We start from the raw sequence: 15048 nt of genomic DNA, 5'->3' as shown, positions 1-15048 counted from the left end.
GAAAGGAAGGACTACGCCGCGCCGTCGAACATGCTCGTGACGGAGCCGTCGTCGAAGACCTCTCGGATGGCGCGGGCCAGCAGCGGGGCGCTCGAGAGCACCGTGAGCTTCTCGAAGCGGCGCTCCTCGGGCACCGGCACGGTGTCGGTCACGACCACTCGGTCGATCGCGTCGTCCTGCAGACGCTCGGAGGCGGGGTCGCTGAAGATCGCGTGCGTGGCGCCGACGATCACCTTGCGGGCGCCGTTCTCCTTCAGTGCCTGCGCGGCCTTCACGATGGTGCCGGCCGTGTCGATCATGTCGTCGACGAGCAGGCAGGTGCGGCCCGCGACCTCGCCGACGATCTCGTGCACGGTCACCTGGTTGGCGACCTTCGGGTCGCGGCGCTTGTGGATGATCGCCAGCGGCGCGTTCAGCGAGTCCGACCACTGGTCGGCCACGCGCACGCGGCCCATGTCGGGCGAGACCACCGTGAGCGTCTCGCGCTCCTCGTCGGTGATCGTCTCGCGGAAGTGGCTGAGCAGCACGGGCTTGGCGAACAGGTGGTCGACGGGACCGTCGAAGAAGCCCTGGATCTGCGAGGCGTGCAGGTCGACGCTCATGATCCGGTCGGCGCCCGCCGTGGCGATGAGATCGGTGACCAGGCGCGCCGAGATCGGCTCGCGGCCGCGCCCCTTCTTGTCCTGGCGCGAATACGGGTAGTACGGCAGCACGACCGTGACGCGCTTGGCCGAGGCGCGCTTGAGCGCGTCGAGCATGATGAGCATCTCCATGAGATCCTCGTTCACGTTCGCGCCGAACGACTGGATGAGGAACACGTCGCTGCCGCGCATCGACACCTCGAAGCGCGTGTAGATCTCACCGGAGGCGAAGGTGCGGTGCTCGGTCGGGGCGACCTGGATGCCCAACTGCGCCGCGACGGCCTGCGCGAGCTCGGGATGCGAGCGGCCGGTCACCACCACGAGACGCTTCTTCGTCTTCGCGACGACGCCCGGGGCGATGCCCCGCTCGCGGTCGAGTTCAACCTTCTTCTGCTTCTGAGCCACCGGCCGCCTCTTCTGCTTCGCGGGCCTGCCGCGCGGCGTCTGCCGCGGCGGTGCCCGCTCTGTTCTTCTCGACCCACCCCAGGGAATTGCGCTGGGGAGCCACGCTGAGCGCGAGCGCTCCGGCCGGGACGTCCTTGCGGATGACGGCCCCGGAACCCGTCTTCGCGCCGACCCCGAGTCTAACGGGCGCCACGAGGTCGTTGTGCGTGCCGGTGTGCACGTGGTCCTCGATGACCGTGCGGTGCTTGTTCACGTCGTCGTAGTTGGCGGTGATGGTGCTGGCACCCAGGTTCACGTGCCGCCCGATGGTCGCGTCACCCACGTACGACAGGTGCGGCACCTTGCTGCCGTCGCCGATCTGCGAGTTCTTGCTCTCCACGAAGGTGCCGATCTTGCCGTCGTCGCCGAGCGTCGTGCCGGCGCGCACGTAGGCGAACGGGCCGACGGTGCTGCGCGCTCCGAACACGGCGAGGGTGGCGTCGGAGCGGCGGATCACGGCGTCCTCCCCCACCTCGCAGTCGGTCAGCGACGTGTCGGGGCCGATCGTGGCGCCCTCGGCCACGGTCGTCGCCCCGAGCAGATGCGTGTTCGGCAGGATCGTGACGTCCTGCGCGAGCGTGACGGTGTCGTCGATCCATGTCGTCGCCGGGTCCTGGATCGTGACACCCTCCAGCTGCCAGCGCCGCACGATCCGCTCGTTCAGGATCCGCGCCGCCTCCGACAGCTGGGCGCGGTCGTTCACGCCCAGCGCGACGCGCGCGTCCGCCGCGACGCTCGCGGCGACGCTGCGGCCGGCCTCGCGCAGCAGGCGCACGACGTCGGTGAGGTACAGCTCGCGCTGCGCGTTGTCGGCGCTCAGCAGCGGCAGGCTCTCGCGCAGGCCCGCGGCGCGGAAGACGTACACGCCGGCGTTGATCTCGCCGATGGCGCGCTCGTCGTCGCCGGCGTCCTTGTGCTCCACGATCCGCTCGACGGTGCCGTCGGCCCCGCGCACGATCCGGCCGTACCCGGTGGCGTCGTCGAGCAGCGCGCTCAGCACCGTGGCCTCCGCCTGCGCGGTGCGGTGCTCGGCGATGAGGGCCGACAGCGCCTCGGCGTCCAGCAGCGGCACGTCACCCGAGAGCACGAGCACGTCGCCGTCGAAGTCGGCCGGCAGCGCGTCGACCGCCAGCTGCACGGCTCGACCCGTTCCGGGCACGTCGTCCTGGTCGACGACGGCGACGCCCGGGTGCGACGACACGGCCTCGACGACGAGGTCGCGCTCGTGGCGCACGACCACCTCGATCAACTGCGCGCCGAGCGCCTCGGCCGTATGCAGCACGTGCCCGACGAGGGGCCTGCCCCCGATCCGGTGGAGCACCTTCGGGGTCCGCGACTTCATGCGCGTGCCCTGCCCCGCGGCCAGCACGACGATCGCCAGATTCTCGTGGTTCATGCTCCGCCACCAGGATTCGAACCTGGTCCTCACAGCTCCAAAGGCTGTCGTGCTGCCGTTACACCATGGCGGACCCGCGGCCGCGCCGCACGCGGGCGACCGCGGATTCAGTCTCTCACGCGCGATAATGACCGGATGGGCGCAACGGATGAGGTCGACCGGATCGTCGCGGCGTGGCGCACGCAGCGGGCGGACCTCGACTTCTCGCCCATGGAGGTGCTCTCGCGCGTCGACCGGCTCTCGCGCCACCTCGACCGCGCGCGGCGGGAGGCGTTCGACCGCACCGACATCGAGCCGTGGGAGTGGGACGTGCTCTCGGCGCTGCGCCGCGCCGGCGAGCCGTATCAGCTCAGCCCCAAGCAGCTGCTGCAGCAGACCCTCGTCTCCAGCGGCACGATGACCAACCGCATCGACAAGCTGCTGCGCCGCGGCCTGGTCCACCGCGAGGCCGATCCCGGGGACGGTCGCAGCATCCTCGTCACGCTGTCGGAGCAGGGCCGGATCCGGGTCGATGCGGCGATCACGCGGCTGATGGATGCGGAGGCCGAGCTGCTGCGCACGCTCTCGGCCGCCGAGCGCACGCGCCTGGCCGCGCTGCTGCGCCACCTCAGCCTCGGCTTCGAGTCCGGCGCCTGAGGCCGTCTGCGTTCTCCTTGATCCGCGAGAATCCACCCTTGCGCCGAGAATCCTTGCGTCCACGGATTCTCGGCGCGGAGATGGATTCTCACGGGGACGGACGGCGGGCGCGGGCGGGCCGCTTAGGCTGGATGCGATGGCACATCTCCTGGGCGGCGAGAACCTGCGCATCGAGTTCCCCGCGAAGGTGATCCTCGACGGCGTGACCGTGGGCGTCGCGGACGGCGACCGGGTGGGCATCGTCGGTCGCAACGGCGACGGCAAGTCCACGCTCATGCGCATCCTCACGGGACGGATGGAGCCGGACGACGGCCGTGTCACGCGCCGGGGCGGGCTGCGCGTCGGCATGCTCGCGCAGACCGACGAGCTCACCGAGAGCGACACGGTACGGCACGCGATCGTCGGCGACGCCCCCGAGCACGAGTGGCGCGGCGACGCGCGCATCCGCGACATCCTCGGCGGCCTCACACGCGACCTCGACCTCGAGGCCGACGTCTCGACGCTCTCCGGCGGGCAGCGACGCCGGGTCGCCCTGGCCCGGCTGCTCGTGGGCGAGTGGGACGTCGTCGCGCTCGACGAGCCGACCAACCACCTCGACGTCGAGGGCATCGCATGGCTGGCCGAGCACCTGCGCACCCGCTGGGCGGCGAACCAGGGCGCCCTGCTGCTCGTCACCCACGACCGCTGGTTCCTCGACGCGGTCTGCACCCGCATGTGGGAGGTCCACGACGGGATCGTGGATCCGTTCGAGGGCGGGTACGCCGCCTACGTGCTGCAGCGCGTGGAACGCCAGCGGCAGGCCGCGGTCGCCGAGGAGAAGCGCCAGAACCTCATGCGCAAGGAGCTCGCGTGGCTGCGCCGCGGCGCTCCGGCCCGCACGTCGAAGCCGAAGTTCCGGATCGAGGCGGCCAATCAGCTGATCGAGGACGAGCCACCCGTGCGCGACTCGGTGCAGCTGGCACAGCTGGCCACGGCGCGGCTCGGCAAGGACGTCGTCGACCTCCTCGACGCGGGCGTCGCCTACGACGGCCGGGAGGTGCTGCGCGACGTGGAGTGGCGGATCGCGCCCGGCGAGCGCACGGGCATCCTCGGTCCGAACGGGGCGGGCAAGTCGACGCTGCTGGGCCTCGTCGCCGGCACGGTGGAGCCGACGAGCGGCCGCGTGAAGCGCGGCAAGACCGTGCGCGTGGCGTACCTCGATCAGCGCCTGGCCGAGCTCGACCCCGTGATGGACCGCCGCGTGCGCGAGATCCTCGCCGAGCAGCGCTCGACGTACGTCTCGGGCGGCAAGGAGATGACGCCGGCCCAGCTGCTCGAGCGGCTCGGCTTCCGCTCCTCCGAGCTGTCCACGCCCGTGCGCGACCTCTCGGGCGGCCAGAAGCGCCGCCTGCAGCTGCTGCTCGTGCTGCTGAACGAGCCGAACGTGCTCATCCTGGACGAGCCGAGCAACGACCTCGACACCGACATGCTCGCCGCGATGGAGGACCTGCTCGACTCGTGGCCGGGCACGCTGCTCGTCGTCTCGCACGACCGGTACCTGCTGGAGCGCGTCACCGACCAGCAGTACGCCGTGCTCGACGGCCGGCTGCGGCACCTGCCGGGAGGCGTGGACGAGTACCTGCGCCTGCGCCGCGAGGACGTGGGGTCGGCCCGACCGGCCGCACCCTCCCCCGCCACCGCAGCGGCCGCGCCGGGCCTGTCGGGCGCCGAGCGCCGGGCGGCCGAGAAGGAGCTGGCGTCGATCGACCGCAAGCTGCAGAACCTGCAGGCGGGCATCGAGCGGATCCACGCCGACATGGCCGCGCACGATCCGGGCGACTACGACGGCCTCGCCGCCCTCGGCGCCGAGCTGCGCGCCCGTGAGGCCGAGGTCGCCGAGCTCGAGGAGCGCTGGCTGGAGCTGGGCGAGCAGCTCGACGGCTGAGCCGCCGCGCCGATCAGACCCGCGCCTCGAGGCGCGCGAACGCTCCGCCCGCGGCGCGCAGCTCGCCCGCGGTCCCGGCGTCGACCGCGCGGCCCGCGTCGAGCACGAGCACGCGCGCGTCGTCGGGCACGAGGTCGACGCGGTGCGTGATCTCGATCACCGTCAGGCCCGCGCGGCGCGCGCGCAGGCGGTCGCGCACGCGGGCGGCCGTGGGGCCGTCGAGCTGGCTGAGCGCCTCGTCCAGCACGAGCACCTCGGGATCGGCGACGAGGGCGCGCGCGAGGGCGAGGCGCTGCAGCTGGCCACCCGAGATCGACGTGCCCCGCTCGCGGACCGGGGTGTCGATACCGCGCGGCAGGGACGCGATCCACTCGTCCAACGCCGCGTCGGCGAGGGCCTCGCGCAGTCGCTCGTCGGCGGCATCGGGCGCGGCGAGGCGCAGGTTCTCGGCGATCGTGCCGCTCAGCATGGTGGGTCGCTGGGAGACGAGCGCGACGCGGCGGCGCAGCTCGTCGAGCGGGATGCCCCGCACGTCCGCGCCGCCCAGGAGCACGGCGCCGGACGCGACGTCACGGCCGCGCGGCAGCAACGAGGCGAAGGTGGACTTGCCGCTGCCGGACACGCCCGCGACGATGCTCCACTCCCCCGCCGGGAACCGGGCGGAGACGGCGTCGAGCGCCGCGAAGTCGCCGTGGCGCACGGTCGCCTCGCGCAGCTCGACCGAGGCGTCGGCCGGGGCCGGCCCGGGCCTGGCGGGCTCGCGCACGGCCGGCTCGCCGTCGACGATGCGGCGCACGCGCTCGGCGGCGGCGAACGACGCATCGAGGCTCGTGGCGAACTCGTCGATGCCGCGGGCGGGTCCCCACAGCGCGACCGCGACGGCGAGTGCCACGGCGACCGTCTCGGCCGGCAGGCCCGCCGCGGCGGCGACCGCCGCGACCGCCGCGACGCCGAGGCCCTGCAGCAGCACGATCGCGCCGCCGCGCACGGCCTGCACGCGGCCGGACGTCGAGCGGGCCGCCGCCAGCGCGCGATCCGCCTGGTCCAGCTCGCGCAGCCGCGCGGGAGCGGCGCCGAGGGCGAGCACCTCGCGCACGCCCTGGATGTCGTCGCCCACGCGGGCGGCGATCGCGCCCCGCGCCGCCGCGACCCCGCGCGCCGCGCGCCACGTCGCCGAGCCCGCGGCGAGCGGGATGAGCAGCGCGCCGAGCACGAAGGGCACCAGCGTCAGGGCGAGGCGCGCGTCCACGACCACGGCGAGCCACGCGAGGGCGGCGGCCGGCACGACCACGGCCGACACGGCCGGGGGCAGCGTGTGCGCGAAGAACACCTCGACGCGGTCGATGTCGCGCGTGGCGCGCTCGGTGAGCTCCGCGCCCGCGCGGCCCTGCGTGGCGGCGGGCGCCTGCGGGATGAGACGCGCGAAGAGCAGCTCGCGCAGCCGCTGCAGCGCCGTGAACGCCACCCAGTGCCCCGCGTAGTGCTCGAGGTAGCGCAGCGCGGCCTTCGCCAGCGCGATCCCCACGAGGCCGAGCACGAGCGGCAGGGTCTCGAACGGCGCCGCGCTCGCCGCCCGCACCACCGCGGTGGCCGCGAGGGCGAGCAGCGCGACGCCGAGGAGCTGATTCGCGGTCCGCGCCGCGACCGAGGCCGCCAGCGGCGCGAGCAGGCGCCGGGTGTGGCCGATGAGCCAGCGGGTCAGGTCGATCCGGTTCACGCGTCCCCCTCCGCTCCCAGCGCGATCACGCGATCGGCGGCAAGGATGGCGCCCGGACGGTGGGCGATCATGAGCACGGTGCGGCCCGCCGCGAGCCGATCGAGCGCGGCGAGGATCGCGGCCTCGCCCGCCAGATCGACCTGCGACGTGGGCTCGTCCAGCACGAGGATCGGCGCGTCCCGCAGCGCGGCGCGCGCGATCGCCAGGCGCTGCGCCTGCCCGCCCGACAGCAGCGCGCCGTGCTCGCCGACGGGGGTGTCGAGCCCGCCGGGCATGCGCTCGACCTCGGCGCTCAGGCCCGCGACCTCCAGCGCGTGCCAGAGGCGCTCGTCCGGCGCGCTCGGAGCGGCCAGCCGCAGGTTCTCGGCGATCGATCCGAGGAACAGGAATGGGCGCTGTTCGACGACGGCGAGCCGCGCGCGGATCTCGTCGGCCGGCGTCTCCGAGGCGTCGAGCCCGTCGACGAGCACGGTGCCGGCGGAGGGCCGCAGGTGCGCCTGCACGAGCGCCGACACCGTGGACTTGCCGATGCCGCTCGGGCCGACCAGCGCCACCCGCTCCCCCGGCTCGACGCGCAGCGACAGACCGCGCAGCACGGGCTCGCCGCCGGGGTAGCCCGCCGTGACGCGCTCGAGCACGATCGAGCCGGGCGGGGCCTGGCCTCGGCTCGCTGCGCTCGCTCGGCCCATCTCCGCTCCGGGCACTGCGCGCCCTCCGGTCGACGACCGGGGCCCGCCAGACAGGTGGCCGGCGATCTGCTGCTGCGCGGCGCGGCCGCCGATGCCGATGTAGAAGAACGAGCCGATGACGTCGACGGGCCCGATGACGAGCACGGTCATGAGCACGATCGCGACGGCCGCGCCCGCCGTGATCGCCCCGTCGGCCGCACGCGTCGCCGCGATCACGGTGGCGGCGACGACCACCGTGAGCGAGAAGGCCGCATCGACGACGAGGATGAGCAGCTGGTTGCCCGCGAGCATCCTCATGAGCCCGCGCCGGTGCTCCTCGCCGCGCGCCGCGAGGTCGTCGGCGACGCGCTCGGCCGCGCGGGCGTACACGAGCGTGTCGAGCGCCTGGATCGCCTCCAGGAACCCCGCCGTCAGTCGGCCCTGCGTGCGCCGATACGCCGCCCCGATCGGGCGGACGAGCCGGCGGAAGCCGCCGATCAGCACGGGCACGAGCAGGATGAGCAGGGCCAGCCAGCCGGCCGTCACGGCGTCCGCGGTCAGCGCCATGACGCCGAGCACGATCAGCGGCGTCGTGAGCGCGCCGAGGATCGGCCCGAGGAAGCCCGCGCGGTAGTGCGCGGTGCGCTCGACGGCGTCTGTGGCGACTGAGAGCAGCTGCCCCGACCGGCCGGCGGTGCCCGCCACGCCGAGGTCGAACACGCGGCCCACGACCGCCCGGCGCAGGCGCCCCTCGGCCTCCGATCCCGCCCACTGCGAGAACCAGGGCCCCGCTCCGGCGCAGACGGCCGCGACCGCCGCGCACGCCACGGGCACGGCCCAGCCCGGCTCGTCGCCGTCGAGCACCCGCCCGAGCCACGCGAACAGCAACGCCGTCGCGATCGCGCCGGCCCACGCGATCCCGGCCGAGACCCCCATCACCCAGGTCGGCGTCGAGGCGCGCACGGCGGCGGGCAGCGGCAGCGCGGGTCCGCCGGCGTGAGGGTGAGACATGTCCCTTCGATCGTATGACCGGCGTTGCTGGGGAATCGGTGGTGGCCGCTCGCGGGACCGGTCACCGCCGCCCAAGGTCAGACGAGCCCCTGCTCCTCCAGCCACTGCGCGGCGATGTCGGCCGGCGACATCTCGTCCTCGGTGCTCTGCACGTTCATGGCGACGAGCGCCTCGGGGGTGAGCGCGGCGCTGATCGGGTCGATGACGTCGGCGATCTCGTCGGCGATGTCGGACGACGCGATCGGCACGACGTTCGAGGCGAGGAAGAGGCCCTCCGGGTCCTCGAGCGGCACGAGGTCCTCGGTCTGGATGCGCGGGTCGGCCGTGAAGACGTTGGCGACCTGGATCGTGCCGGCCAGCAGGTCCTCGACGGTCGTGTCGCCGGTGGCCGAGAACTGCAGGTCGAGGCCGTAGACCGACTCCGCGCCGCGGGGGCCGTACGGGCGCTCCTCGAGCTCGGGCGGGCCGCCCAGGGTGAGCGGCTCGTCGACGTTCGCGAGGTCGGCGATCGTCTCGAGCCCGTGCTCCTCGGCGAACTCCGCCGTCACGGTGTACGAGTCCTGGTCGCTCGCGGTCGACTGCTCGAGCGCCGTGAGGCCCTCGGGCAGCGCCTCGACGAGGGCGTCGTAGACCTCGTCCGGGGTGCGCGCCTCGGTCTCGGGGTCGTACTGCTGCTGCAGCAGGCTGCCGGTGTACTCGGGGAACAGGTCGATCTCGCCGTTCTCGAGCGAGGGCATGTACGCCTCGCGCTGCCCGATGTTGAACTGCTTCTCGACCTCGAAGCCGGCGTCCTCGAGCGCCTGCGCGTAGATCTCGGCGATGATCTCGTTCGAGTAGTAGGCCTGCGAGCCGACGACGATCGCGTCGCCGGAGCCGCCGCCGGGCTCCTGGGTCTCGGTGCCGAGCGGGTCTGAGGACGCGCAGCCGGCCAGTGCGAGGCCGAGCAGAGCGGTGGCCCCCAGGGCGAGGGTCCTGGATGCGTTCATGTGGATCGCCTTCTTTCGTTCGGTCAGGAGGCGCGGGGCGCCGGGTCGAGGGTGCCGCGCGGGACGGACGCGCGCTGGATGAGGGCGAACACGCCGTCGAGCACGAGGGCGAGGGCCGCGACGGCGAGCGCGCCGCCCAGCACCTGCTCGAAGCGGCGCAGCTGGATGCCCTGGATGATGTCGTAGCCGAGGCCGCCGAGGTTGACGTACGCCGCCAGTGTGACGGTCGCGACCACCTGCAGCACGGCGGAGCGCAGCCCGCCCACGAGCAGGGGCAGCCCGAGCGGCGCCTCGATGCGCCACAGCACCTGCCACCCCGTCATGCCCATCGCGCGACCCGCGTCGATCGTGCGCCGATCGATCGCCTCCACGCCGGTGTATGCCCCCGCCAGAATGGACGGGATGGCGAGCAGCACGAAGGCGGTGATCGCGGCCTCGGGCTTGCGCGCCACCCCGAGCAGCAGCACGAGCAGCAGGATGAGCCCGAACGACGGCAGCGCGCGAGCGGCGCCCGACAGCGCGACGGCGATCTCGCGACCCCGCCCCGTGTGCCCGATCAGCCAGCCCAGTGGGATGGCGACGACGGCGGCGATCGCGACGGAGACGAAGGTGTAGAACAGGTGCGCGAGCAGCGCCGCGGGCAGCGCGTTCGAGCCGCTCAGCCGATCGGGAGAGAACAGCCACGCGAGGGCGTCCAGCAGCAGGTTCACGCGTGGCCTCCCACCGTCGCCGCCGCGGCGCGCGGCGCCCCGGCCGTCGCCGTCGTCCACGGCATCAGCACGCGGCCGGCGAGCACGAGCAGCACGTCGACCACGAGCGCCACGAGCGCCACGGCGACCACGCCCGCGAGGATCTCCTCGACGATGCGCCGCTGGAAGCCGTTCGTGAACAGGTAGCCGAGGTTGGTCACGCCGATGAGGACGCCGACCGTCGCGAGCGAGATCGTGCTCACGGCCGCGACACGCAGCCCCGCGAGAATGACGGGACCGGCCAGCGGCAGCTCCACGGCCCAGAACCCGCGCAGCGGCCCGTACCCCATCGCCACCGCCGCGCGCCGCACGTCCTCGTCCACGGCGTCGAAGCCGTCGGCGACCGAGCGCACGAGGATCGCGACGGCGTAGATCGTGAGGGCGAGCACGAGGTTGAGCGGGCTCAGCGTGCTCGTGCCGAAGACGAGCGGCAGCAGCGGCAGCAGCGCGAGCGACGGCAGCGTGTAGAGGATGCCCGTCACGGTGAGCACGAGGCCGCGCGCGCGGCGGAAGCGGTGGGCGACCCACCCCAGCGGCACCGCCAGCAGCAGCCCGTACAGGATGGGCGGCACGCTCTGGCGCAGGTGCTCGGCCGTGAGCGCGCCGATCAGCCCCAGATTGTCGAGCGTCCAGCTCACGGGCCCTCGCTCCCCGCGCCGGCGACCCCGCCCGCGGGCTCGGGGCGCAGCATGCCCTGGATCCGCCCCGACCCGTCGACCACGGCGGTGCCGTGCCGCGTCTCGCGCAGCGTCATGCCGCGGCGCCCGTCGACGAGCCCGACGAACTCGCGCACGAAGTCGTCGGCCGGGTCCTCGAGGATCTCGTCGGGCGTGCCCCGCTGCACGACGCGGCCGCCCTGCGCCAGGATGACGACCTCGTCCCCCAGCAGGAACGCCTCGTCGATGTCGTGCGTGACGAACACCGTGGTCTTGCCCAGCTCGCTCTGCAGGCGCAGCAGCTCGCGCTGCAGCTCGCGCCGCACGATGGGGTCGACGGCCCCGAAGGGCTCGTCCATGAGCAGGATGTTCGGATCCGAGGCGAGCGCCCTGGCCACGCCGACACGCTGCTGCTGGCCACCGGAGAGCTGCCCCGGGTACCGGCCCGCGAGCGCGCGATCGAGCCCGACGGTGTCCATGAGCTCGCGGGCGCGCTCGCGCGCCTCGCGCTTGGGCACGCCGTTCAGGATCGGCACCGTGGCGATGTTGTCGATCACGCGCAGGTGGGGCATGAGGCCGGCGCTCTGCATCACGTAGCCGATGCTGCGGCGCAGGCGCACGGGGTCGCGGTCCTTCACGTCCTCGCCGTCGATGAGCACGGCGCCGCTCGTGGGCTCGACCATGCGGTTGACCATGCGCAGCAGCGTCGTCTTGCCGGAGCCGGACGACCCGACGAGGGCGACGGTCTTGTGCGACGGCACGACGAGGTCGACGTCGGCCACGGCGACCGTGCCCCCCGCGTACTCCTTGCGGACGGAGCGGAACTCGATCATCCCGCGTCAGACCAGCGTCACCGCGGGACCGAACGCGAGGTACTGCCGCGCGTCGGTGCCGATCCGCTGGATCGCCTCCGGCGGCATCGACGGGTAGCACCACGCCGCGTCGTGCGCGACCTCGCCGTCGGCCGCGAGCGAGTAGTACTGGATGTCGCCGCGCCAGCTGCAGGTGTACGGCGTGGGCGACGCCAGCAGCAGCTCGCGGTCCACGTTGCTCGGCGGGAAGTACCACGCCCCGTCGATCCGCAGCAGCTCGTCCTCGGGTGCCTCCGCGACCACGCGGTCGCGCCACAGTGCCTTCATCGCCCCTCCAGTCGTTCGGTTTCGGGCGTTTCCCCGACGATACCGCCGGGCACGGACATCGGGGACGGATCCGTGCGAATCCGCGCCGTGGATCGCCGGCCCCTCGGATCAGCCGACGACGCGGGCGCCGGGCACGGGGCCGTGCACGTGGAGGGCGACATGCCCGGCGGCGCTCATGGTGATCTGCAGGTCGATCGCCTCCTCCGGCCCGCCGCACAGGAACGCGAGGGTGGGGCCGGATCCCGACACGATGCCGGCGAGCGCGCCCGAGCGCTCCCCCAGCTCGAGGATCGGGGCGAGGTCGGGCCGCATCTGCAGCGTGGCGGCCTGCAGGTCGTTGCGCAGCGTCGAGGCGAGCATCGCCGCGTCGCCGGCGCGCAGGGCGTGCAGCACGTCGGCGTCCACCTGCGGCACCACCGGCACGGGGCCGATGTCCACGCGGTGCCGCTCGCGGTGCCGGTCGAGCTCGCCGTACACGGCCGGGGTCGACACGCCCTCCTCGCTCGTGACGAGCACCCAGTCGAAGCGCCCGCGGGCCAGCGCGGGGCTGAGCTGGTCGCCGCGCCCCGAGCCGATGGCCGTGCCGCCCATCAGCGCGAACGGCACGTCGGCACCGAGGCGCGCGGCCAGCCGCTGCAGCGTGGCCGTCGACAGCTCGGTGCCCCACAGCGCGTCGCAGGCCACGAGCGCCGCGGCGGCGTCGGCCGATCCGCCGCCCATGCCGCCCGCCACGGGCACCTGCTTGTGCACCTCGAGGTGCACGCCGCCCTCGTAGCCCGTCTCTGCGGCCAGCAGCCGCGCGGCGCGCAGCGCGAGGTTGCGGTCGTCGACGGGCACGCCGTCGAGCGCGACCGACCCCGTCACGGCCATCGTGAAGTCCTCGGCGTACGTGGCCACGACGTCCTCGTAGAGCGAGACGGCCTGGAACGCCGTCGCCAGCTCGTGGTAGCCGTCGTCGTCGAGGCAGCCCACCTCGAGGAACACGTTGATCTTGCCCGGCGCGCGCACGCGCACCGAGGGGAAGATCTCCGCGAGGGTCATCGGCGCCTCACTCGGTCGTGGCCGCTTCCGCCCAGAGGTCCGCGCCGGCCGCCGCGGCCAGCGCGTCGATGCGCTCGAGCTCCTCGGCGGTGAGGGCCGGACCCTCGAGGGCCGCGAGGTTCTCGTCCAGCTGCTCCACGCGCGAGGCGCCGATGAGCGCCGAGACGACCACCGGATCGCGCAGCACCCACTGGATCGCCAGCTGCGCGAGCGTCTGGCCGCGCTCGGTGGCGATCACGTCCAGGCCGCGCAGCGTGGCCAGGGCGCGCTCGGACAGGCGGGTGTTCGGCAGCGAGCGGCGCTGCTGCGCGCGCTCGGCCGTGCCGTCGCCGAGGTACTTCGCCGTGAGCAGGCCCTGCGCGAGCGGCGTGAAGGCGATGGCGCCCATCCCCTCCTGTCGCAGCACGCCCGTGAGGCCGTCCTCGATCCAGCGGTTCAGGATCGAGTACGAGGGCTGGTGGATGACGAGCGGCGTGCCCAGCGAGCGGGCGATCGCCTTCGCCTCGGCCGTGCGCTCGGCCGAGTACGACGAGATGCCCACGTACAGCGCCTTGCCCTGCCGCACGAGCGTGTCGAGCGCCCCGATCGTCTCCTCGAGGGGCGTGACCGGATCGGTGCGGTGCGAGTAGAAGATGTCGACGTAGTCGAGGCCCATGCGCGTGAGCGACTGCTCGGCGCTGGCGACGATGTACTTGCGCGATCCGAGGTCGCCGTAGGGCCCGGGCCACATGTCGAAGCCCGCCTTCGACGAGATGATGAGCTCGTCGCGATAGGGGCGCAGGTCCTCGGCGAAGATGCGGCCGAAGTTCTTCTCGGCCGAGCCGTACGGCGGGCCGTAGTTGTTGGCGAGGTCGAAGTGCGTGATACCGCGGTCGAACGCGTGGCGCAGCAGCCGGCGCTGGTTGTCGATCGGGAAGTTGTCGCCGAAGTTCCACCACAGGCCGAGCGAGAGCGGCGGCAGGTACAGGCCCGAGTCGCCCACCTGCCGGTAGTCGTTCCGCTCGTAGCGCCCCTCCGCCGCCGCATAGGGCCGATGCAGGTCGGCGATGTCGGCGGCAGTGCGGAACCGGGGGCTGTCGCTCATGGATTCACCCTACCCAGGCGCGGCGCGGCGCCGACACACGGCGTGTTCGAAGCGGATCAGAGGGCGCGCGCGATGCGGTGGAAGTCCGCGATGCCCAGCGCCTCGCCGCGCGCGGTCGGGTCGACGCCCGCGCGCTCCAGCACCTCGGAGGCCGCGGCCGCCGATCCGCCCAGCGCGCCGGCGAGCGCCTGCCGCAGCATCTTGCGGCGCTGCTGGAAGGCCGCATCGACGATGCGGAACGTCGCCTCGCGCTCGGCTTCCGATCCGCGCGGCGCGGGGTCGCGCTCGAACGCGACGAGCACGCTGTCGACGTTGGGCACCGGCCAGAACACCTGGCGCGACACGTTGCCCGCCAGCCGCCACGGCCCGTACCAGGCCGCCTTGGCGCTCGGCGCGCCGTAGACCTTGCTGCCGGGCGGGGCGGCCAGCCGCTCCCCCACCTCGGCCTGCACCATCACGACGCCGCGCTCGAGGCCGGGGAAGGTCTGCATGAAGTGCAGCAGCACGGGCACCGAGACGTTGTACGGCAGGTTGGCCACGAGCACGCGCGGGTCGCCCGGCAGCTCCGTCACGCGCAGGGCGTCGGCGTCGACGACCGCGAGCGCGCCGTCGGGCACGCCGTGGGCGCGCGCGGTGGCGGGCAGCTCGCGCGCGAGCCGGTGGTCGATCTCGACCGCCGTCACCGACGCCCCGGTCTCGAGGATCGCGAGGGTGAGCGATCCGAGCCCGGGGCCGACCTCGACCACGCGGTCCTCCGCCGACACGCGCGCGACCTGCACGATGCGGCGCACCGTGTTGGCGTCGACGACGAAGTTCTGCCCCAGCTTCTTCGTCGGCGTGACGTCGAGTCGGGCGGCCAGGGTGCGGATCTCCGACGGGCCGAGCAGCGTCACGGTCATCCCGCCATCATCCCATCCGGACCTGTCGAACCACCCCGCCTCGCCTCTCGCCGCGGC

At 73.6% G+C, this 15048-nt stretch carries 14 protein-coding genes and 1 tRNA gene; 2 read left to right on the top strand and 13 right to left on the bottom strand.

The features are described 5' to 3' along the window. Positions 1-11: 11 nt before the first annotated feature. The 3 genes from ACODR5_RS01670 to ACODR5_RS01660 form a co-directional block, all read right to left on the bottom strand. On the bottom strand, positions 12-1046 hold the full coding sequence (locus ACODR5_RS01670; protein WP_449853617.1) for a ribose-phosphate diphosphokinase: 1035 nt from the start codon (positions 1044-1046) through the stop codon (positions 12-14). After that, positions 1021-2481, bottom strand: a complete 1461-nt coding sequence (glmU, locus tag ACODR5_RS01665; protein ID WP_488982527.1) for a bifunctional UDP-N-acetylglucosamine diphosphorylase/glucosamine-1-phosphate N-acetyltransferase GlmU — start codon at positions 2479-2481, stop codon at positions 1021-1023. The genes ACODR5_RS01670 and glmU overlap by 26 nt, the downstream gene beginning before the upstream one ends. A 1-nt stretch (position 2482) precedes the next feature. Continuing rightward, positions 2483-2554, bottom strand: a tRNA-Gln gene (locus tag ACODR5_RS01660). Between the two features lie 62 nt (positions 2555-2616). Here ACODR5_RS01660 and ACODR5_RS01655 point away from each other — a divergent pair. Both ACODR5_RS01655 and ACODR5_RS01650 read left to right on the top strand, forming a co-directional pair. Then, positions 2617-3117 (top strand): MarR family winged helix-turn-helix transcriptional regulator, encoded by a 501-nt coding sequence (locus ACODR5_RS01655; RefSeq protein ID WP_488982526.1) that lies wholly within the window; start codon positions 2617-2619, stop codon positions 3115-3117. Between the two features lie 136 nt (positions 3118-3253). Then, the gene (locus ACODR5_RS01650; RefSeq protein ID WP_488982525.1) at positions 3254-5041 is read left to right on the top strand and encodes an ABC-F family ATP-binding cassette domain-containing protein; all 1788 of its coding nucleotides are present in this window, start codon (positions 3254-3256) and stop codon (positions 5039-5041) included. A gap of 13 nt (positions 5042-5054) precedes the next feature. Here ACODR5_RS01650 and ACODR5_RS01645 read toward each other — a convergent pair whose 3' ends face one another. The 10 genes from ACODR5_RS01645 to rsmA all read right to left on the bottom strand — a co-directional run bounded on the left by ACODR5_RS01645 (position 5055) and on the right by rsmA (position 14991). Further along, the gene (locus ACODR5_RS01645; RefSeq protein ID WP_488982524.1) at positions 5055-6758 is read right to left on the bottom strand and encodes an ABC transporter ATP-binding protein; all 1704 of its coding nucleotides are present in this window, start codon (positions 6756-6758) and stop codon (positions 5055-5057) included. Next, positions 6755-8437, bottom strand: a complete 1683-nt coding sequence (locus ACODR5_RS01640) for an ATP-binding cassette domain-containing protein (protein ID WP_488982523.1) — start codon at positions 8435-8437, stop codon at positions 6755-6757. Before ACODR5_RS01640 ends, ACODR5_RS01645 begins: the two co-directional genes overlap by 4 nt. Positions 8438-8514: 77 nt before the next feature. After that, positions 8515-9423: an ABC transporter substrate-binding protein gene (locus ACODR5_RS01635; protein ID WP_488982522.1), complete on the bottom strand. Its 909-nt coding sequence runs from the start codon at positions 9421-9423 to the stop codon at positions 8515-8517. 23 nt (positions 9424-9446) lie between these two features. After that, the gene (locus ACODR5_RS01630; RefSeq protein ID WP_488982521.1) at positions 9447-10133 is read right to left on the bottom strand and encodes an ABC transporter permease; all 687 of its coding nucleotides are present in this window, start codon (positions 10131-10133) and stop codon (positions 9447-9449) included. Further along, positions 10130-10810, bottom strand: a complete 681-nt coding sequence (locus ACODR5_RS01625) for an ABC transporter permease (protein ID WP_488982520.1) — start codon at positions 10808-10810, stop codon at positions 10130-10132. The genes ACODR5_RS01630 and ACODR5_RS01625 overlap by 4 nt, the downstream gene beginning before the upstream one ends. After that, on the bottom strand, positions 10807-11661 hold the full coding sequence (locus tag ACODR5_RS01620) for an ABC transporter ATP-binding protein (protein ID WP_460816738.1): 855 nt from the start codon (positions 11659-11661) through the stop codon (positions 10807-10809). Before ACODR5_RS01620 ends, ACODR5_RS01625 begins: the two co-directional genes overlap by 4 nt. Before the next feature lie 6 nt (positions 11662-11667). After that, positions 11668-11967 (bottom strand): DUF427 domain-containing protein, encoded by a 300-nt coding sequence (locus tag ACODR5_RS01615; RefSeq protein ID WP_449853634.1) that lies wholly within the window; start codon positions 11965-11967, stop codon positions 11668-11670. 108 nt (positions 11968-12075) lie between these two features. Then, positions 12076-13008 (bottom strand): 4-(cytidine 5'-diphospho)-2-C-methyl-D-erythritol kinase, encoded by a 933-nt coding sequence (locus tag ACODR5_RS01610; protein ID WP_488982519.1) that lies wholly within the window; start codon positions 13006-13008, stop codon positions 12076-12078. A 7-nt stretch (positions 13009-13015) separates the two neighbouring features. After that, entirely contained in the window at positions 13016-14092 is a 1077-nt protein-coding gene (locus tag ACODR5_RS01605; protein ID WP_449853636.1) for an aldo/keto reductase, read from the bottom strand. Between the two features lie 56 nt (positions 14093-14148). Beyond that, positions 14149-14991, bottom strand: a complete 843-nt coding sequence (rsmA, locus tag ACODR5_RS01600; RefSeq protein WP_488982518.1) for a 16S rRNA (adenine(1518)-N(6)/adenine(1519)-N(6))-dimethyltransferase RsmA — start codon at positions 14989-14991, stop codon at positions 14149-14151. Positions 14992-15048: the final 57 nt, after the last annotated feature.

This window comes from Microbacterium sp. FG3, assembly GCF_057809335.1.
Note: the sequence above shows the minus strand (reverse complement) of the source record. Positions and strands in the feature narration are given on the sequence as shown.